This window comes from Streptosporangium sp. NPDC023963 (assembly GCF_040639135.1).
Classification (GTDB): Bacteria; Actinomycetota; Actinomycetes; order Streptosporangiales; family Streptosporangiaceae; genus Streptosporangium.
Map to the genome: position 1 here is coordinate 146,700 of NZ_JBEZZK010000004.1, position 19,255 is coordinate 165,954.

General features: G+C 72.8%; 14 protein-coding genes. All 14 read right to left on the reverse strand.

All coding sequences use genetic code 11. The features are described 5' to 3' along the window. Positions 1-69: 69 nt before the first annotated feature. The 14 genes from AB0F88_RS15195 to AB0F88_RS15260 all read right to left on the reverse strand — a co-directional run bounded on the left by AB0F88_RS15195 (position 70) and on the right by AB0F88_RS15260 (position 18,933). Positions 70-807, reverse strand: a complete 738-nt coding sequence (locus tag AB0F88_RS15195) for a hypothetical protein (RefSeq protein WP_362682930.1) — start codon at positions 805-807, stop codon at positions 70-72. A 233-nt stretch (positions 808-1,040) separates the two neighbouring features. Further along, positions 1,041-1,679 carry an amino acid-binding protein gene (locus tag AB0F88_RS15200; protein WP_362682932.1) on the reverse strand — a complete coding sequence of 213 codons (639 nt, stop codon included), beginning with the start codon at positions 1,677-1,679 and terminating at the stop codon, positions 1,041-1,043. A gap of 94 nt (positions 1,680-1,773) precedes the next feature. Beyond that, positions 1,774-3,039: a right-handed parallel beta-helix repeat-containing protein gene (locus tag AB0F88_RS15205; protein ID WP_362682935.1), complete on the reverse strand. Its 1,266-nt coding sequence runs from the start codon at positions 3,037-3,039 to the stop codon at positions 1,774-1,776. Positions 3,040-3,222: 183 nt separating this feature from the next. Then, positions 3,223-4,254: a methyltransferase gene (locus tag AB0F88_RS15210; protein ID WP_362682938.1), complete on the reverse strand. Its 1,032-nt coding sequence runs from the start codon at positions 4,252-4,254 to the stop codon at positions 3,223-3,225. 167 nt (positions 4,255-4,421) lie between these two features. Further along, complete coding sequence (locus AB0F88_RS15215; protein WP_362682941.1) at positions 4,422-5,738, reverse strand: MFS transporter; 1,317 nt, start codon at positions 5,736-5,738, stop codon at positions 4,422-4,424. Beyond that, positions 5,735-10,417, reverse strand: a complete 4,683-nt coding sequence (locus tag AB0F88_RS15220) for an amino acid adenylation domain-containing protein (RefSeq protein WP_362682944.1) — start codon at positions 10,415-10,417, stop codon at positions 5,735-5,737. The genes AB0F88_RS15215 and AB0F88_RS15220 overlap by 4 nt, the downstream gene beginning before the upstream one ends. Continuing rightward, positions 10,414-11,097, reverse strand: coding sequence for a DUF6875 domain-containing protein (locus AB0F88_RS15225; RefSeq protein ID WP_362682947.1), 684 nt, complete (start codon positions 11,095-11,097; stop codon positions 10,414-10,416). Before AB0F88_RS15225 ends, AB0F88_RS15220 begins: the two co-directional genes overlap by 4 nt. Beyond that, complete coding sequence (locus tag AB0F88_RS15230; protein WP_362682950.1) at positions 11,094-12,560, reverse strand: NAD(P)/FAD-dependent oxidoreductase; 1,467 nt, start codon at positions 12,558-12,560, stop codon at positions 11,094-11,096. The genes AB0F88_RS15225 and AB0F88_RS15230 overlap by 4 nt, the downstream gene beginning before the upstream one ends. Then, positions 12,557-12,688 carry a hypothetical protein gene (locus tag AB0F88_RS15235; RefSeq protein ID WP_362682953.1) on the reverse strand — a complete coding sequence of 44 codons (132 nt, stop codon included), beginning with the start codon at positions 12,686-12,688 and terminating at the stop codon, positions 12,557-12,559. The genes AB0F88_RS15230 and AB0F88_RS15235 overlap by 4 nt, the downstream gene beginning before the upstream one ends. Before the next feature lie 330 nt (positions 12,689-13,018). Beyond that, a complete protein-coding gene (locus AB0F88_RS15240) occupies positions 13,019-14,089 on the reverse strand; it encodes a LacI family DNA-binding transcriptional regulator (protein ID WP_362682956.1) in 1,071 nt (356 codons plus the stop codon). Beyond that, on the reverse strand, positions 14,079-15,707 hold the full coding sequence (locus AB0F88_RS15245) for a glycoside hydrolase family 13 protein (protein WP_362682959.1): 1,629 nt from the start codon (positions 15,705-15,707) through the stop codon (positions 14,079-14,081). The genes AB0F88_RS15240 and AB0F88_RS15245 overlap by 11 nt, the downstream gene beginning before the upstream one ends. 50 nt (positions 15,708-15,757) lie before the next feature. Next, complete coding sequence (locus AB0F88_RS15250) at positions 15,758-16,630, reverse strand: carbohydrate ABC transporter permease (RefSeq protein ID WP_362682962.1); 873 nt, start codon at positions 16,628-16,630, stop codon at positions 15,758-15,760. Further along, the gene (locus AB0F88_RS15255; protein ID WP_362682965.1) at positions 16,627-17,616 is read right to left on the reverse strand and encodes a sugar ABC transporter permease; all 990 of its coding nucleotides are present in this window, start codon (positions 17,614-17,616) and stop codon (positions 16,627-16,629) included. The genes AB0F88_RS15250 and AB0F88_RS15255 overlap by 4 nt, the downstream gene beginning before the upstream one ends. A gap of 24 nt (positions 17,617-17,640) precedes the next feature. Continuing rightward, a complete protein-coding gene (locus tag AB0F88_RS15260; RefSeq protein WP_362682968.1) occupies positions 17,641-18,933 on the reverse strand; it encodes an extracellular solute-binding protein in 1,293 nt (430 codons plus the stop codon). Between the last annotated feature and the right edge of the window lie 322 nt (positions 18,934-19,255).

A 19,255-nucleotide genomic window follows, 5' to 3' on the forward strand; every position in this document is an offset into this window, starting at 1 on the left:
GCCACCGCGACGGCGCCGGTGCGGCGGCCGGCCGTACGGGCCGGGCTCCCGCCTCGGGAGGCGGGGCGGTCAGACCGGCCTGATCGTCTCGCCGATCCGGTCGAACAGCTCCTGCTTGCCCCCGGTGTCGGTGCTGAGCGTGACGATGCAGGTCCTGTCCTCGACCGGCACGTAGTACTGGGTGCCCCGGACGTTGACGCCGTCGGTCTCGAACGAGTAGACGAGCCGCGCCACCTCCCTGGAGCCGATCCGCACCTTCCCCGTCTCGATGACCTTGGCGTTGAGCTGCTCCAGCTGGGATCTGGTCTCCCTGAGCAGCTGTTCCGTCGAGATCTGCCGGCCGGCCTGGCAGAAGGCGTTGAGGTTGGTGGGGAAGCCGTTCCTGGAGGTCTTCACCGAGTCGGTGTCCGACGCCCAGATGCCGTTGTTGTCGACCAGGGTCTGCAGGCTCTTCTTCGCCTGTTCCAGCGTGGGCCCCGACAGGCCGCTGCTCTTCAGCCCCTTGTCGAGATCGTCCTTGGTCAGGTCGAGTGCCACCCATTCCTCCGGGACGGCGACGGTGACACCGTTGGCGGGTCCCCCGATCCGCTTGAACCCCTCCGGCACGGGTGCGGCGCTCCCCGGGGAACCGGTACCGGGGGTGGCGCCGGGAGTGGCGCTCTGCCGGGGACCGGGACTTCGCTCGATGCCGGGGTCTCGCACCGGGACCGCGGCGGTGTCCGTGACGGCCGGGCTCCCCCCGCAGGCCGTACCGGCTCCCAGGCACAGCCCCAGCAGGATCATCGTCACGTGGTGGCGCTCAGGCATCAGGCTGCCCTCCTCGCGGACCCGCGAGGGCCCGGTACCGATACGACCAGCGGCGTCTATCGGGGGGAGATCTGATGCGGGTGGGCGCGACGGCCACCGTCCCGCCGGGCGGACCCGGCCGCCCGCGGTGGGCGGGACCGGGCACGACGGACAAAAGGCGCGGTCACGAAAGGTGGCGCCGAGCCACTCCCCGCCTTCCTACCCAATAACCGACATATCGGAAACGCGGGGACTTAGGAGGATCGGCTCATGGTGGAGACGATCTCCAGGACGCGGGTGGCACGGTCCAGCTCCGCGCGGTGGAAGGGCGGGCCGTCACCCCTGGCCAGGACCAGGTGCCGGCTCGTGTCCGGCACCGGGAGGCTCATCAGCCGATGCCGCCCGGAATCGAGGACGGCGGGGCGCAGCGTGGCGAGGTCGGCCGCCTTGACGCCGACGAGGCCGCCCGTCTCGTCGAGGGCCACCGGAGCCTGCCAGCTACGGTGGAGGAGATCTCCGCTCTCCGGCGACAGGATCACCGCCCACTCGGCGCTCACCAGGTCGGGCATGGCGTCCACGAGGGTGGCGAAGGCCCTGCCGGGATCGGCGGCGACGTGTTTCAGCAGGTCGTAGTCGGGCGCGGTGCCGGGTATCTCGCGAGTGGGCCAGACACCCTCGACGCGCATCCCGGGGACGCCGGAGAGGCGGTCCCTGACCGTCTCCGCGTCCACGGTGCCGGGCCAGGAGACGGTGAAGTCGTCCACCGCCCGGCCGAGCTCGCGTTCCAGGACCGTCACCTGGAGGATGTCCGCACCCAGCGTGCCGAGCACCCGGGCCGCCTGGCCCAGTGCGCCCGGCCTGTCCGGGAAGGAAACACGTAGCCGCAACATCATGCCGATCACCTCGCTCTGCGCACCAGACTGTCCTAGCCAGGTTTCACGAAGGTTCCGGGGAGATGTCCAGAATAAGACCCAAAGTGCGTAAAAATCAGGACTGGTAGGCCCCGGCGGCGGGGGTCGCGGACAGCGCGGCACCGGAGAGGTCCCGGGCCAGGCCCGCCCCGCCGTACCAGGTGGGGCCGAGCTTGACGCCGCGGCCGAGCGCCGGGGAGCCGGGGCGCAGGCGCAGGTCCGTCCGGCTCCTGAAGCGGGGATCGGCCATGATCGACCGGGGGCCGAGCTTGAACTTGCGGGAGCGGCCCTTGTAGACGCCGGCGTCCTCGTCGGCCCCCTTGCCGTCCTCGAAGCCCACCTCGCCGCCGACCACGATGATGTTGTTGCGCAGCTTCAGGATCGCCGGGGAGCAGCCGTCGTGGCAGGCCCAGCCGAGGGTCTTGCGGGCGGGCAGGTAGACCGAGTTGTGCACCGCGACGGTGCCCTTCACCGGCCCGACCACGTGGCGGGCGCCTCGGGTGACGAGGAAGGAGCCCCTGCGCGAGGAGGTGACCACGTTGTGGGCGAAGATGTTGCCTCCGGCGGTCTTGCCCTTCTGCGCGCCGAGCTCGACGAAGGTCTCGTTGTTCCTGGCGACGTTGTGGGTGATCCGGTTGCGGTCACCGTTGAACACCTCCACGGCGGCGCCGTCGGTGCCGTAGTCCTTGCTGCTCGCGTAGCTGCCGGTGATCACGTTTCCGGTGACGAGGTTGTCGTCGCCGTTGAGCAGCACGCCGAACGCGCCGGAGTCGTCGTCGCCGCCCTCGTCGTTGACGCTCATGCGGTTGTTGTCGCTCAGGACGCTGTTCTTGACGACGTTGCGCGCGCCGACGAAGTGGACCCCGGTGACGTTGCGGTCGGCGATGACGCGGTCGAGCTCGTTGCGGCTGCCGCCGACCTCGAAGCCGGCCCACTGGCAGTTGCTCGCCCGCACCCCCACGACCCGCACGTAGGAGCCCGAGATCACCACGCAGGCCGCGTCCCTGCCGCTGATCCTCGGGGCCGCGCCCTCGCCGTACGGCTCGACCGAGATGGGGCTGGCGGCGGTGCCCCGGCCGGACAGCGTCAGCGCGCCCGGCCAGCTGCCGCCGCGCTTGAGGCGCACGGTGTCGCCGGGGCCCAGGGTGGCGGCGTTGACGTTGTCCAGGCTGCGCCAGGCCGCCGCGGCCGAGGTCCCGGCGGCGGAGTCGTCTCCGGACCTGGAGTCGACGTAGTAGACGGTGCCCGCCGCGGCCGCGGCGGCTCCGGGCACGGCGACGAGCATGTTTCCCGCCACGAGAGCCCCCACCACGGGAGCGGCCCACAGCCTCGTCGAGTTCATCCTGGCACGCTCCATCGCCGTCACCGCCTGTACGTCAGCGCAGATCTTCGCACACCCGGGGTTCCCCCAGCGATCCGAGCGAAGGACGCACAGCCGGTCGTTACCTTCGCTTCACTCCGGCGGGCCGGGAGGCGGCGGCTCCGCTCCGGCGGGCCGGGCGGGCCCGGTCGCCGTCCGCGCGGCTCACGCCCTGGTGGCGATGGTCAGGAGGTGGGCCGGGGAGCGCGTCAGGACATACTCCTGCGGCCCGTGACAACCCGCCTCGGCGAGCCACCGGGTGATCGTCTCCGGGGAGTACAGCCGCCCGCCCTGGGTGTGGTGCAGGTTGAGCTCGAAGAGCGGGGTGAAGGCCCGCGCCGCCGCGTCGCCCGGATGGCCGGGATCCCGGTCGAGGACCAGCACGACCCCGCCGGGACGCAGCGTGCGCGCCGCGGCCCGCAGCAGGGCCGAGGCCTGTTCCTCGCCGAAGCCGTGCAGCAGGTTGAACAGCAGCACGGCGTCCTGGTCCCGGTACGGGAGATCGGCCAGGATGTCCCCGGCGAGGAGGGTGACGCGGTCGGCCATCCCCGCCGAGGCCACCGCCGGGCGGCCCGCCTCGATCCCCGAGGGCAGGTCGACGACGGTGGCGCGCAGATCCGGCCGGTCGCGGCAGTAGGCGATGCTGTAGCGGGCGTGCCCGCCGCCCAGGTCGAGCAGCCGGGAGGCGCCGCCCGGCAGGGGGGCGACGGCGGCGATCTCCTCCGCCAGCCACCCCGCCTGGTCCTGGAGCAACCGCTGGAAGCGGGCCAGCACCTCGGGGCGCCCGGCCAGCCAGGCGTAGAAGTCGGCGCCGCGCCTGCCCGAGCGCACCGACTCCTCCAGCCCGCCCCAGAGCCCGGCCAGGACCTCCTGCCAGAACAGCAGCGTGTTGCCGTACCCGCCGAGCAGCGGGCGGGACACGGCGGTCAGCGCGTACCCGCCGGACTCGGAGGTCACATACCCGGTCGCGGCGAGCGCGCCGAGCAGGACGCGCAGGCCGTCCCGGTCGGCGCCGAGCCCGGCGGCCAGCTCGGGCAGGTCCCTGGGCCCGTCCGCCAGGGCCTCGAACAGGCCGAGCCGGAGCCCGGCCGCGGCGGCGTGCGCCGACATGGCGCCGATCACGTCGAGATGCGGACCGGGCGCCTCTCCGCTCTCCAGGTAGCGGCGGGCGTCCTCGGGTGTCAGGTGCAGCGGCATCGGACCTCGTTCGTAAGGGTCGCGGTTCGTATGGGGCGCGGTGCGTGAGGGTCGCGGTTGTGAAGGTTTCTCACGGGAGTACGGTTCCGAAGGTTTTTCACGGGGCGCGGTCCCGGGGCGGGGTCAGGGGGCAGCGCCGGGGCGGGGCCGGGAGGCAGGGGCGGGGGTCAGGAGACCGGGGCGGGTGCGGTGTCCGTTCTGGGCGCGTCGGGGATCTCGCGCTCCAGGCGGCGGAGCCGGGGAAGGACGAAGGTCGTGACCGCGAGGGCGACGAGCAGCAGCCCGTCGACCAGGAAGATCAGGGCGGTGCCCCTGCCGGGACCGGTCCCGATCAGTTCCCCGACGCTCCCGGCGAGCGCGCCGCCCGGCATCAGCAGGGGCCCGGTCAGATGTTCGGCGGCGGGCGCGGCGCTCAGGTAGGCGATGGGCATCGCGCACTGGGACAGGGTGCGCGCCGTGGCGAGCACCCGGCCGAGCGCCCCCGCCTCCGTCTTGAGCTGCAGGACCGTCATCACGCAGCCGTTGACCACCGGCAGGACGAACAGGAAGGCGGGGGCGACCACCGCGATGAGCACCACCGAGGGCGACAGGCCGTGCGCGGCCAGGGCGAGCCCGCCCGCCGCCATGAAGAGGCTCATCCCGGTGATCCTGCGGCGCGGTCCTCCCCACAGGCCCATGACGAGGCTTCCCGCGAACAGCCCCGCCCCACCGGCGAACACCAGCACCCCGAGCGTGGCGGGCCCGGTGAACGACAGGATGAGCGGGCGGATCAGCACCCCCGCGACGGCGAACACGAGGTTGAACGCGGCGAAGACCGCCACCAGGGGGAACAGCCCGTGGGAGCGCAGGTGCCGCAGCCCGAAGAGCAGGTCGGTGCCCAGCGACGGCGGGCTCGCGACGGTCTCGGGCCGGGTGACCGACCTGGGCAGCCTGGTCGCCAGGACCACGACCGTCGCGACGGCGAACGACAGGAGGTCCAGCAGGAGCACCCCGCGCAGTCCCACCACCTCCAGCAGCGTCCCCGCCGCCACCGGGGCCGCGATCTGCAGCCCCCAGGTGGCCTGCATCAGCCCGTTGGCCCGGCCCAGGTGGCGTTCGGGGACCAGCAGCGGCGTCATCGCCTGGTAGACGGTGAGGTGGAAGGTCGCGCAGATCGCGCCGACCGCGGTGGCGACGTAGACGTGCCACACGGCCAGGCTCTGCGCCTGGACGATCAGCAGCAGCGCGGCCGTCGACAGCGCCGCCCCGCAGTCGCTCAGCACGAGCACCCTCTTCCTGTCGAAGCGGTCGACGATCACCCCGGAGAAGGGGGTGATGAGGATGCCGGGCAGCGTGGCGCAGAGCAGGGTGAGGGCGAACTGGGTCTCGGATCCGGACTCCTGGTAGACCCAGACGCTGAGCACGAAGCCGGTGAGGCTGGAACCGATCACCGACACCAGCTCGGCGGACCAGATACCGGCGAACCTGAGCGCGTCGGCTCTCAACGGAGCCCTCCTTCGGCGGACGTTCCGGCGGACGTCCCGGTCTCGGCGGACGTCCCGATGGGTTTCCCGGTGGCTTTCCGGGCGGGTTGCTCGGCGAAGGCGCCGGTGGAGGCTCCGCAGGACGTCCGGGGAGACGTTCCGGAAAGGGGCCCTGGGCACGTTTCGAGGAACGCGAGATAGCGGCCGATCAGGGCGGCGTCGGGCGGCGGGCAGGTGAACGAGGTGTCGAACCCCGGTCCGCGCGGTCCCGGTGGCTCCTCGCCCAGACCGGCGGCGAACGGCCCCATGGCGACCGGCTCACCCGTGGCGGAGCGACGAAGGATCTCCGCCCGCCAGCGCTCCCAGGGGACGAGCTCGACGTCGTACCCGTGATCGAGCAGGGCCGCCGCCATCTGCCGGTAGGTGATCCCCTCGGCGTCGAAGTAGTGGAAGTCGCGCCCCGCCGACGCCGGGTCCAGCAGCCTCGCGGCGATGGCGGCGGCGAGGTGGTCGACGGGGACGACGTCCTCGGTGACCGGGATGTCGGGCACCATGCGGAGCTGGACGAACGTGGCGAGCAGCCGGTTGAGGTAGTCCGCGGGGTCACCCCCGCCGGTGAGGCTGTGGCCGCCGACCCGCGCGGGCCGGTAAACCGTCACGGGCAGGCCGTGCTCGCGGGCCCGCCGCGCCACCGCGTCGGCGACCCACCTGCTCTGGTAGTACGGGGAGTCCAGCCCCGCGGGGTCGTCCGGGGCCTCGTCCTCGGTGATCGGGCGGTCCCCGCCCGCCCGGCCCAGGTACACGCCGAGGGTGGAGACGGTGTGCAGCGGCGTCGGCCGCAGGTGCGCGGCCAGCCGGACCATCTCCACGGTCCCGCCGACGTTCACGGGGCCGAGCATCCGGTACGGCTGGACGAAGCTGACGATCCGCCCGGTGTGGCAGATCAGGTCGCTCCCCTCCGCCACGGCGTCGTAGCGGCCGGGCTCCAGCCCCAGCCTGGGCGCCGCCAGGTCCCCGGCCAGACCGGTGACCCTCTCCCGGTAACCGGGCCTCCAGAGGCCGTGCCGGGTCAGGACGTCACGGACCCGGCCGGCGGCGGCGTGCTCGTCCCCCGCCCTGACCAGGCACACCACCTCGGGAACGCCCCGGTCGAGCAACTCGGCCAGCAGGTGTGCCCCGAGGAGGCCCGTCGCCCCCGTCAGCAGCACCCGCCCCGGCCACCCCGCCGCAGCCCCGCCCTGCGCGGAGCCGGCCGGGCGGGGGACGCCGCGCGCGTTCCCCGGTGCGCCGGACACGGAACCGGGCGCCCCGCCCCCGTCCCCCGGTACGCCGCGCATCGAGGCGAGGGCGTCGCGCACCTCGCCGGGCAGCACGGCCAGCGCCCTCAGGTCGTCGTCGCCGAGGGCCGGTTCCGGCGTGGCCGCGGAGGCCGCGAACTCCGCCAGGTCGGCCGTCTCGAAGAGACCGCCGAGGGAGAGCTCGGCCCCGGTCTCCCCGCGGGCCTCGCCGAGCACCCTGGCGGCCAGCAGCGAGGACCCGCCGAGCGCGAAGAAGTTGTCGTGGCGTCCCACCCGGGGAAGGCCGAGCGCCCGGGCCCACACCCCGGCCAGCGCCGTCTCCAGCGGGCCGCGCGGCGGGACGTATCCCGGCGCGTCCCGCGAGGCGTCCGGGAGCCGCCCGGCGTCGACCTTCCCGTGTGGCGTGCGCGGGATCTCGTCGAGCGGTACGAGCACGGCGGGCACCATGTGCCGGGGCAGCCGCTCGCGCAGGAAGCCCCGGAGCTCCTCGGGGTCGGTGGTGCGCGGCGCCACGTAGCCGACGAGCCGGTCCCCCTCGGGGGAGGCCACGACCGCCGCGTCCCGCACCCCCGGATGTGCCGCGACGGCGGACTCGATCTCGGCGGGCTCGATCCGGTAACCGTTGACCTTCAGCTGCCGGTCGACCCGCCCGAGGAACTCCAGCGTCCCGTCGGGCAGGTATCTGGCCAGGTCCCCGGTCCGGTACATGCGGGCCCCCTCGCGCCCGGCGTGGGGGTCGTGGACGAACCGCGCCCCGGTCTCCTCCGGCCGGGCGACGTAGCCCCGGGCCAGGCAGTCACCTCCCAGGTGGAGCTCGCCCGGCGTGCCGGTGGGCGCCAGGCCGCCCCTGCGGTCGAGGACGTACGCGCGGACGTGCGGCAGGGGGCGCCCGATCGGCAGGTGTTCCCGCCCGGCCGCCTCGGCGCCGTCGCGGGTGCGGTGCACCGTGGCGCACACGGTCGCCTCGGTCGGGCCGTAGTGGTTGAACAGCTCGACCCGGCCGCCGGTGGCGGCGGCCCAGGCGCGGACCGCCCAGAGCGGCACCCGCTCCCCGCCGACCATCATCGTGGTGACCGGCCAGTCCGCGGGCACCGCTCCGGGCGCCAGTCCGGCCGCCCACCCGCGCCACAGGGAGGCCGCGGTGTCGACCGCGGTCACGCCGTGCCGCGCGCAGAAGCGCACCAGTTCCGGCCCGTCGAGCAGGGCGGGGTCGGGGTGCAGCACGAGGGCGGCCCCCGAGCACAGGGCGGGGAACACGTCTCCCACCGAGGCGTCGAACGTCAGCGGCGGCAGCATCAGCACCCGCCCGCCGGGCCCGAACCCGTGGATGTCGCGGAACGACCCGGTCAGCCGGGCGAGGGTCCCGTGGGTCACCATCACCCCCTTGGGCCGCCCGGTGGACCCCGACGTGTAGATCACGTACGCGAGGTCCTCCGGTCCCGCGGGCGACACCTCGCCGGGGTTCCCGGGGTTCCCGGGGTCCCCGGGGTCCCCGGCCTCTTCCGCGGCCCCGGCGGTGAGAACCGCGCCGGGGTAGCCCGCGAGCGCGTCCCGGTGCTCGTCGGAGGTGACGGCGGCGACCGCCCCGGCCTCCAGGAGTATCCCGGCGATCCGGTCCGGCGGGTCGGCCGGGTTGAGCGGCAGGTAGGCGGCCCCCGCCCGCAGCGCGGCGAGCAGGGCGACGACGGCGTCCTCGCCGTTCGGCAGGACGACGGCGACGACGGACTCGCGCCGGGCCCCCGCCTCCCTCAGCCGCGCCGCCAGCCGCGCCGAGCGGCGCTCCAGCTCGCCGTAGCCGATCGTCCCCGCCTCCGAGACCAGCGCGGGAGCGGCGGGGGCCTCGGCCGCCCGCCGGACGATGAGCTCGTGGACCGCCGTGAAGTCCCCGGCGGGCCGGGAACCGGGAGCCTCCGTGAGGTCCCCGGCGGGCCGGGAACCACGGACCGCCGTGAAGTCCCCGGCGGGCCGGGGGTCTCGGGGCTCGGGACCGCCGTCGGGCGTGCCCCCGTCCAGGGGCCGCTCACCCCCTGGAGAGCCGCCGTACGAGGCGTCCGGCGTACCGGCGTGGATCCCGTCGTGGAGCGGGATCTGCCAGACCCGCAGGTCCGGCGTGGCGGTGAAGGCGGACAGGAAGACGACGACGTGGCGCAGGAACCGGTCGGCGGTGACCTCGTCGTAGAGGTCGGCGGAGTAGTCGGCGTGCAGCTCGATCCCCCTCTCGCTCACGCTCACGACGAGGGTGAGGTCGAAGCGGGCGCCGGGCGAGGACTCGTCGAGTTCCCAGGTCTCCGTGGTGAGGTTCGCCGCCCGCTCGGTGGACCGGCCTCCCTCCCCCATGACGAGCAGCGTCTGGAAGACGGGGTTCCTGCGCAGGTCCCGGGGGGCTCCGGCCAGGTCGGCGATCTCCTCGAACGGCGTCGCCTGGTGCCCGAGCCCCCTGATGACCGAGCCGCGCACGGCGCGCAGGAGTTCGGCCAGGGTGGGGTCGGCCCGCAGGTCCGTCCGCACCGGGATGAGGTTGATGTAGCAGCCGACCGAGCCCTCCAGCTCGATCAGGTGCCGGTTGACCAGGGCGGTCCCGACGACCACGTCCTCCTCGTCGGAGTTCCTGGCCAGGGCGGCGGTCATCGCCGACATCGCGATGACGAACAGGGTGCAGCGCCGCGCCTTGACGAGGGCGTACAGGTCGGTCACCAGGGTGCCGGGCAGGCGCAGGGAGCGGCGGGCCCCGCCCCGTACGGGTTCGCGAGGCCGGGGCCGGTCCTGCGGGAGGGTGGTGACGGCGGGCGCGCCGGACAGGTGCTCGCGCCAGTGGGCCAGGCCCGCCTCGCGCCCCTCCGCCCCCTGTTCGGCGAGCCAGGCGGCGTAGTCGGGGAACTGGGCGGAGACCGGCCCCGGCGGCTCCGCGCCGTCGGCCAGGGCCCGGTAGCAGGCCCAGAGGTCCTCCTCCAGGATCCCGAGCGAGGGCGCGTCGCACATGATGTGGTGCAGGCACCAGCCCAGGACGTGTCCCCCGGACGCGAGCCTGATCAGCACGGCCCGGTGCAGCAGGGCCCCGTCGAGGGTGAACCTGCGCGAGAGCACGTCCCTGACGATGTCGCGCGCCCGTTCCTCGTCGGGCGCGTCCACCACCCGCAGTTCCGGCCCGCTCTCCCGCACCACCTGGGCAGGTCCCTCGGCTCCTTCGACGATGACCAGGCGCAGCGCCTCGTGCCGGCCCACGACGGCGGTGAAGGCCGCGCGCAGCGCGTCCGTGTCGAGCGGCCCGACGAGGCGCTGGAAGGTCCAGCAGACGTAGGACGCCCCGCCGCCGGCCCCGGCCCGGTCGAGGAACCACAGGCGTGCCTGGGCGGGGGTGAGCGGGATGGGCGCGGCGGGGTCGCGGCGCGCGGGCGGTATCACTCGGTCCCCTCCATGACGGCCTCCATGACGATCTCTCGCAGATGGGCGGGCACCCTGCCGTCGAACCGGGTCAGGTACGCGCGCCGGTGGGCCGGGTCCCCCCACAGGAAGGGGAGGTCCGTGGCGACCATGTGGCGGATCGCGAGCAGCGGCACGGGACCGGCCAAGGGGCGCAGCGACGGGTTCCACAGCCCCGGCTTGTCGGGCGGCCCGTCGTGGAACTCCCCGATCATCAGGCCCTCCTCGACGAAGGCGTCCTTCAGCGCGTTCTGCGCGCCGTCGACGAGCGCCAGGCGGTCGCCGAGCCCGGGCAGGAGCAGCAGGATCGTGGTGAACACGGCCTCGGGCCCGTCCAGCGGCGCGAGCCGGACGAACCAGGCCCGGTAGGGCTCCACCGCGGCGACGATGTCTTCAATGGTCTCGACGGTCTCGGCGGCACGGGGTCCCGCCTCGGGCACCGCGAGGTAGAACCTGTTCCGGCTCAGCGAGCCCTGGGCGTACGGGCAGACCGGGCCGTTGCGGCCCAGGTCGGGGTGCGGGCGGCACAGGTAGGTCCCGGCCCAGTCCACGACGGCCCGCAGCGCGTCCCGGTGGGCGAGGACCTCGGGCGGCGGGGACGGGGCGTCGAGGTCGGCGGTCTCGATCAGGCGGAGCGACGGGTCGTCGGGGTGCGTGATCACGGGGCCGTCCCGCGCGGGGAGGAGCCGGGGCGTACGGCCGCGAGGGCGGCTCCCGTCGCCAGCCCCGCGGCCAGTGCCGCGCCCGACCAGCGCAGCACGCGGTCCTGCCGGCGGGCCCGGCGCAACGCCTCGCCGTAGGGCATGTCGGTGTGCGAGACCATGGTGTAGAGCGGCCGCCACAGGGTGGGGAAGGCGCGGTTCAGCGCGAGGTCGGCCTGCCTGCGGGCCAGCCGCAGCGGCGATCGGGTGCCGTCGCGCAGGTCGGCGAAGTTCCGCTCCGACAGGTCGGCCAGGATGTCGGTGTGCGGTTTGCGCAGCCGTTGGTACTCCTCGAACGCGGCCGCGCGGTCGCCGGGATGCCGGGCGAGGCAGCCGTCGAGCACCAGGCAGTCCTCCAGGGCCGAGTTCATGCCCTGGCCGTAGAACGGGTAGACCGCGTGGGCGGCGTCACCCGCCAGGACCACCCGGTCCGCGTGGTGCCAGCGCGAGGTGCGGATGGTCACCAGGTTCCCGACCGGGTTGGCGGCGTACTGCGCGGCCAGGTCGGGCACGAGGTCCACCACGCCGGGGAACGTCCGCCGGAAGAAACGGGTGACGTCCCGCTCCCCGGCGAGTTCGGCGAAGCCGGGGGCGCCGGAGTGCGGCAGGAAGAGCGTCGCGGTGAGCGAGCCGTCCACGTTGGGGTGGGCGACGATCAGGGCGTTCTCACCGGGCCAGACGTGCAGCGCCTCCAGCGGGACGCGGGAGCCGCCGCCGGGGGCCGCGGGGATCGTGAGCTCCTTGTACCCCCATTCGAGGAACTCCTGGCGGTAGTCGGCGGCGAGCCCCCGCTGCATGGCGGCGCGTACGGCGGAGAACGCTCCGTCCGCGCCGGCCACGAAGTCCGCGCGGGCCTCGCGCGTCTCCCCGGTGATCGCGTCGGCCAGGGTCAACGTCCCGCTCTCGCGGTCGACTCCCGCGCAGCGGACGCCGAAGAGGTGCCTCACCCCCTCGTGCGCGGCGGCGCTCTCGACGAGGAGGGTGGTCAGCTCGTCCCTGCGGACCGAGTAGAGGATCTCCCCCGGGTCGGTGCCGTATGCCTGGAAGGCCGCGGGCCTGCCCGGACGGTGGATCATGCGTCCCCGCATGGGCACGAGCCTGTCCCCGAGAGCGTTCCACAGGCCGACGTGCCGCAGGGCGCGGATGCCGCGGGCCGACAGGCCCAGGTTGATCGAGCGTCCCTCGCCGTCGCCCTTGCCGTCGCGCGGGTCGGGGCGCATGTCGTAGACGTCGACCGGGTGGCCGCGGCGGGCGAGGAGGACGGCGAGCAGCGATCCCGCCGGGCCCGCCCCGACGACCGCGGCCCTGTCCCCGGAGGCGGGGTGGACGGCGGCGGGGTGGGCCTCGTGGCGGCGGGGGCCGCCGGGTAAGCCTGACAGGTCAGGTGTGTCAGGCGTACCGGGTAAGTGGGATGCGTCCGTCACGGCGTCTCCTCCGGTCCCACGGCGCGGCACGAGGGCGTGCCCGCGCGGTCGTGGATCGGGACGGTGAGCCGGGAAGGATCGGCAATCATGGCGAGCTGAGCGATCTGGGCGAGGTCGTGCACACTCAAACCGGCCTCCTGGGGCGGGCGCGCGAGATCGACGGATCGAACGAGAATGAGGTCCCGGACCGCGGGCGGCCCGGATCGGAAACGTGCCGAGCGGAAGAACCGGCGGCTCTGACGGCCTTCGCGATGTTCGAGGGGACCGGCGGCTCTGGCGGCCTTCGCACTGCCCGGGAGGACCGGCGGCTACGGTCTTCTCGGTGTTCCGGAGGACCGGCGGCTGCGGCGGTCTTCTCGGTGTGAGGATCTCGGAGTATAGAGATCGGCGGGCACGCCGGGGAAGCCCGTGACGGCGGCGGAAATGGATCGCCGCGAAATGCCGGCGGGCGGGGACGTTCAGCGAACGATCTTGGGGCCGGAGCCCGTCGAGCCCCGCACGATGAGTTCCGGCTGGAAGATGAGCTCGGAGTGCCCGCCGGGCGCCCCGGCGACGGCCTCCAGGAGGGTGTGCACGGCGGCGGTGACCATCGGCTGCACGGGCTGGCGCACGGTGGTCAGCGGCGGGTCGGTGAACGCGATCAGCGGCGAGTCGTCGAACCCCACCACCGACACCTCCCCCGGCACCGACAGTCCCCGGTCGCGGCAGGCCCGGATCGCGCCCAGCGCCATCAGGTCGGACGCGCACACGATGCCCGTGCAGCCGCGCGCCAGCAGCTGCGCCGCCGCGACCTGGCCGCCCTCCACCGAGAACAGCGAGTGCGAGATCAGCCCGTCGACGTCCGTGACGCCGAGCAGCTGGGACATGGCCTGCCGGTAACCCTCGATCTTCCTGATCACCGGCACGAACCGGCCGGGGCCGACGGCCAGGCCGATGCGCTCGTGCCCGAGGTCGGCCAGGTGCTGCACGGCCAGCCGGGCCGCGGCCCGGTCGTCCGGGGAGATGAACGGGGCGGGCACGTCGGCGGCGTGCCCGTTGAGCAGGACGATCGGCACACCCTGCCCGATCAGCTGGGTGTAGCGGTCCGAGCGCGCGGTGATGTCCGCGTGCAGCCCGGAGACGAAGATGATGCCGCTCACCCCGCGCTCCACGAGGATCTCGGTGAACTCGTCCTCGACCGCCCCGCCGGGCAACTGGGTGCAGAGCACCGGGGTGTAGCCGTGCTGGGTGAGCGTCTTCTCGAAGGCCTGGGCGAAGGCCGGGAAGATCGGGTTGTCCAGCTCCGGGGTGACCAGGCCGACCAGCCCGTTGCTGCGCTGGCGCAACCGCTGCGGACGCTCGTAGCCCATCAGGTCCAGCGCCGTCAGCACCGCCTGCCGGGTCGACTGCGACACGCTGGGCTTGCCGTTGAGCACCCGGCTGACCGTGGCCTCGCTCACCCCGGCCTGCGCGGCGATGTCGGCCAGCCGGGCGGTGCCGGTGCCGCCGGCACCGGCACCGGCACCGAGCTGCCCGGTGCTATGCGGCATCGGGTTCCCACCAGACGGCGGAGTCGGGGGCGAGCCGCACCGTACCGCCCGCGACGGCCGTCTCCGCGCTGGCCAGCAGGATCCGCCCGGGGGCGGGCAGCTCCACGGGCTCGCCGGTGAGGTTGACCGTGCAGGCGAACCCGTCGCCCCTGGCGAAGGCCAGGGTGCCCTGCGGGGAGTCGAGCCAGGTCAGCGGGGCGCCGTCGGGGGCGTCGTCGAAGGAGCGGCGCTCGCGCCTGATCCGCAGCGCCTCCCGGTAGAGGTTCAGCGTGGAGACCGGGTCGCCGAGCTGGGACGCGACGCTGAGCGGCCCCCAGGAGGGCGGCATGGGCAGCCAGGTCTCCTCGGCGCCGGGCAGGCTGAAGCCGAAGTGCGGCTCGCCGTCGGCCCACGGGAGCGGCACCCGGCAGCCGTCGCGGCCGTCGTCGGGGTTGCGCAGGCGCTGCGGGTCGCGCTGGAACTCCTCCGGCAGGTCGAGGACCTCGGGCAGCCCGAGCTCCTCCCCCTGGTAGATGTAGGCCGAGCCGGGCAGGGAGAGCGTCAGCAGGGCGGCGGCGCGGGCGCGGCGCAGGCCGACCTCGCCGCCGCCGTACCGGGTGAGATGGCGCTTGACGTCGTGGTTGGACAGCACCCAGGTGGAGGGCGCGCCGACCGTCCCGGCCGTCGTCAGCGACTCCTGGATGACCGCGCGGAACGCGGCGGCCTCCCAGGGGGCGACGAGGAAGTGGAAGTTGAACGCCTGGTGCATCTCGTCGGGGCGGACGTAGTTGGCCAGCCGCCGCGAGGAGGGCGCCCACGCCTCCGCGACGCCGATCCGCTCCCCGGGGTAGGAGTCGAGCAGCCTGCGCCAGGCGCGGTGGATCTCGTGCACGCCGTCCTGGTCGAAGAACGGCACCACCTCGGTGCCGATCATCCCGACCTGGTCGGGGTGGCCGACGTCGGGCAGGCCGTCCGCCTTGACCATGCCGTGGGCGACGTCGACGCGGAAGCCGTCCACCCCCATGTCGAGCCAGAACCGCAGGATCGACTCGAACTCCGCGTGGACCTCGGGGTTCTCCCAGTTCAGGTCGGGCTGCTGGGGGGCGAACAGGTGCAGGTACCACTCGCCGTCGGGCAGCCGGGTCCACGCGGGCCCGCCGAAGACCGACTCCCAGTCGTTGGGCGGCAGCTCCCCCGTCGCGCCCCTGCCCTCGCGGAAGACGTAGCGCTCCCGCGCGGGGTCTCCTGAGGGCGCGGCCAGGGCCTCCAGGAACCAGGCGTGCCGGTCGGAGGTGTGGTTGGGCACCACGTCCACGATGACCCGCAGGCCGTGCCGGTGCGCCTCGTCGATCAGCGCCCCGGCGTCGGCCAGCGACCCGAAGATCGGGTCCACGTCCCGGTAGTCGGCCACGTCGTAGCCGAAGTCGGCCATCGGCGAGGTGTAGAACGGGGTGAGCCAGATCGCGTCGACCCCGAGGTCCGCCAGGTACGGGAGCCTGCCGCGCACGCCGAGCAGGTCCCCCACGCCGTCGCCGTTGCCGTCGGCGAAGCTGCGCACGTAGACCTGGTAGATCACCGCGTCGCGCCACCATCGGGTGGCGGTCCCGGCACCCGGTTCCGCCCGGACAAGCTCGGTCATATTAAATCCCCCGATCAGATGACATATCAGGACGTTTTAGCACGGTGGTGTTACGACTTCGTGGCACCGGCGGTGAGCCCGGTGACCAGATGCCGCTGGACGAGCAGGAAGACGACCGCCGCCGGAACCGCGATCAGCACCGCCGCCGCGGTGAGCAGGCCCCAGTCCGACCAGTGCTGGCCGACGAACTGCTGGAGCCCGATCCCGAGCGTGCGCTTCTCCTCCTGCGACATGAACACGGTGGCGTAGGCCACCTCGCCCCAGGCGGTCATGAACGAGTAGAACGCGGTGACCGCGAGGCTCGGCCTGGCCAGCGGCAGGATGACCCGCCAGAACGCGCCGAACGGCGTCAGGCCGTCGACGAGCCCCGCCTGGTCGATCTCGCGCGGGATGGAGTCGAAGTAGCTCTTCATCATCCACGCGCAGAACGGCACCGCCACCGTCATGTAGGCGATGACCAGCCCGGGGATCTGGTTGAGCAGCCCGAGGCCCGCCATCAGGTTGTAGAGAGGGACGATCAGGATCGCCACCGGGAACATCTGGGTGACGAGCAGCATCCACATCACCCCGCGGTAGCCGGGGAAGCGGAAGCGGCTGATGGCGTACCCGGTCGTGGAGGCCAGGAAGACTCCGATGACCGTGGTCAGCCCGGCGACGATCACCGAGTTGAGCAGCCAGGTCGGGAACCGCGTCTCGGTCAGCACCCGCACGTAGTTGTCCAGCGAGGGCTGGTTGAAGATCTCCAGCTCGCTGGAGAGCCAGCCGTCGCGCGGCTTGAGCGAGGTCAGGACCAGCCAGACGATCGGGAACAGCGAGGTGACGACCGCGGCGAGCAGGGTCGCGTGCAGCAGGATCGACTTGCCCACGCTGCGTTCCCCGCGCCCCCGGACGCGTCCGGTGGCGGCTGTGGTGGCTGTGCTCACCAGACCTCCCCTTGCTTGCGCAGCGAGCGCCGGTAGACCACGGCCAGCACGACGAGGAGCAGGAGAATGATCACTCCCCACGCCGCGGAGTTGGAGTAGTTGCGGACGCCGGTGAAGGCCTCGCGGAAGGCGTAGGTGACCAGGATCTCGGTGGAGCTGCCCGGCCCTCCCCCGCTGATCAGATAGATCACCGGGAACATGTTGAACGTCCAGATCGTGCCCAGCAGGACAACCGTGCTCGACACGGTACGCAAGCCGGGAATCGTAATGAAGCGGAAGCGCTGCCACGGCGTGGCGCCGTCGACCTCGGCCGCCTCGTACAGCTCGCCGGGGATCGACTGGAGCCCGCCCAGCACGGCGACCATCATGAACGGCACGCCCATCCAGACGTTGACCGCGATGACCGCGATCTTCGCCGTGGTCGGGTCGTCGAGCCAGCCGACCGCGCCCAGGCCGGCGGCCCGCAGCATCGCGTTGATCACGCCGAAGTCGCTGTTGTAGAGGTAGCGCCAGATGAACGCCGAGACGAAGCCCGGGATCGCCCACGGCAGGATGAGCAGCAGCCGGTAGGCCGAGCGGAACCTGACCTTGCGGTTGAGCAGCATGGCCAGGCCGAGACCCAGGCCGTAGTGGAACGCCACGCAGGCGACGGTCCACACGACCGTCCAGGTCAGCTTCTCCCAGAACAGCCCGCTGGTCAGGATCGCGACGTAGTTGTCGAACCAGGTGAACTCATACGTTGAGGGGATGACGTTGACGCCGATCGTGCGGCCGATGTTGGCCTCGGTGGCGTCGGTCAGCGACAGGTAGACGCCCCTGGCCAGCGGCCAGCCGACCAGCAGGCCGGTGACCAGGATCACCGGGGCGACCATGGCCCAGGCGTACCAGTGCCTGCCCAGCGCCCGCCGGAACGGGCCTCCAGGGGGGCGGCCCCGGCCGCGGGCGCCGTCGGCGCCCGCGGCCCGGTCCCTGGCCGTGCTGTTCACACGCCCAGTCGAGAGCGCCACGGGTCAGCTCCAGTCCTTGAAGATGCCTCGGTACTGGCCGTCGACCTTCTTGAGCATGTCCTCGGGGGTCGCGGTGCCGCCGACGAGCGACTGGTAGCCCTCCAGCAGCGGCTGGAAGAGCTGGCCGCCCTCGGGGATCCACGGCCGCGCGGTCGCGGTCTCCATGATCGGCTTGAAGACGGAGACGTCCTTGTTGGCCTGCACGTCGGGGTTGTCGTACGCCGAGACGCGGGTCGGCAGGAGGCTGATCTCCTTGGCGACCTTGGCCTGGGACTCGGGGGTGCTCATGAAGCGGACGAACTCGTAGGAGGCGTCCAGGTTCTTGGAACCGGCGTAGATGGCCAGGTTCCAGCCGCCGGTGGGGGCGCCGGCCTTGACCGAGCCCGCCGGGACGGGGGCGATGCCCAGGTTCTCCTTGTCCTTGAACTCCTTGCCCTGGTAGATCTCCGACAGCGCCCACGGGCCGTTGTAGATCATCGCGGCCTTGCCGTCCTTGAGGGCGGTCATCGCGTTGGCGTAGCTGTCCTGGATGGCGGGCTTGGGCGCGGCGCCGGAGGTGATCAGGTCGGCGACGGTGGCCATGGCCTTCACGTTCGCCGGGGAGTTGACGGTGATCTTCTTGTTCTGCACGTCGAGGAGGTCGCCGCCCTCGCCGTACATGAAGGGCAGCAGGAAGTAGGAGTCGACGTTGAGCGCGAGGCCGGTGGCGCCGGTCTTCTCCTTGACGTCGAGCGCGGTCTGCTTGAGCTCCTCGACCGTGGCAGGGGCCTTCTCGTGCCCGGCCTCCGCCAGCAGCCGCTTGTTGTAGATGAGCGCGAGGGTGTCGGTGACCTGCGGGACGGCGTACGTCTTGCCGTTGTACTTGGTGCTGCTCAGCGGCCCCGGCAGGAAGTCCGCCTCGTTCTCCACGGCGCGCGTGCCCTCCAGCGGCTGGAGGTAGCCGAGCGAGGCGAACTGGGAGGTCCAGGCGACCTCGGAGCGGATCACGTCCGGCGCCCCCGCGCCCGCCTGCGCCGCGGTCTGGAACTGGTTCTGCGCCTGGTCGGAGGGGACGTTGACGTACTTGACCTTGATGCCCGGGTACTTCGCCTGGAAGTCCTTGATGAGCGCCTGGAAGGTCGGGCCCTCGCTGTCGGGCCTGACGGTGTCCCACCAGGTGATCTCGCCGGTGATCTTCGACGGGTCCGACGCCGCGGGCTGGGTGGGGGCCGCCGTACCGGCGTCACCGCCACCACAGGCGGAGACCGCCAGGGCGAGGGCCGCGACAATCGTCGCGGCCGAGAGGGCTCGCCGCATGTTCTTCTCCTCGTGTTCAGGGGGCGGCCGGGACCGAAGAGCCGTCCGGCCGGGTCTGGAGTACGCCGGACGTTACGCCGACGTGAACCTCATTGGAAGAAGTTTCTGCAAGAGTCTGCAAAGTCGTTACAAAGCCCCTCAAAGCCGGAGAGCCGCACCGCCATCTCCCTCGACCGGCGAGCAGCCATATCGCCCTCTTAGTGATGAAAAATCATCGTTTGTACGTTTTGGGCAGCCGATTGGGCCCCCTTCCGGACGACCGCGAATTGCCGGGATTCAGAAAATTGCCGCAAGGGATTGCACAGACCATTCCCAATGAGTA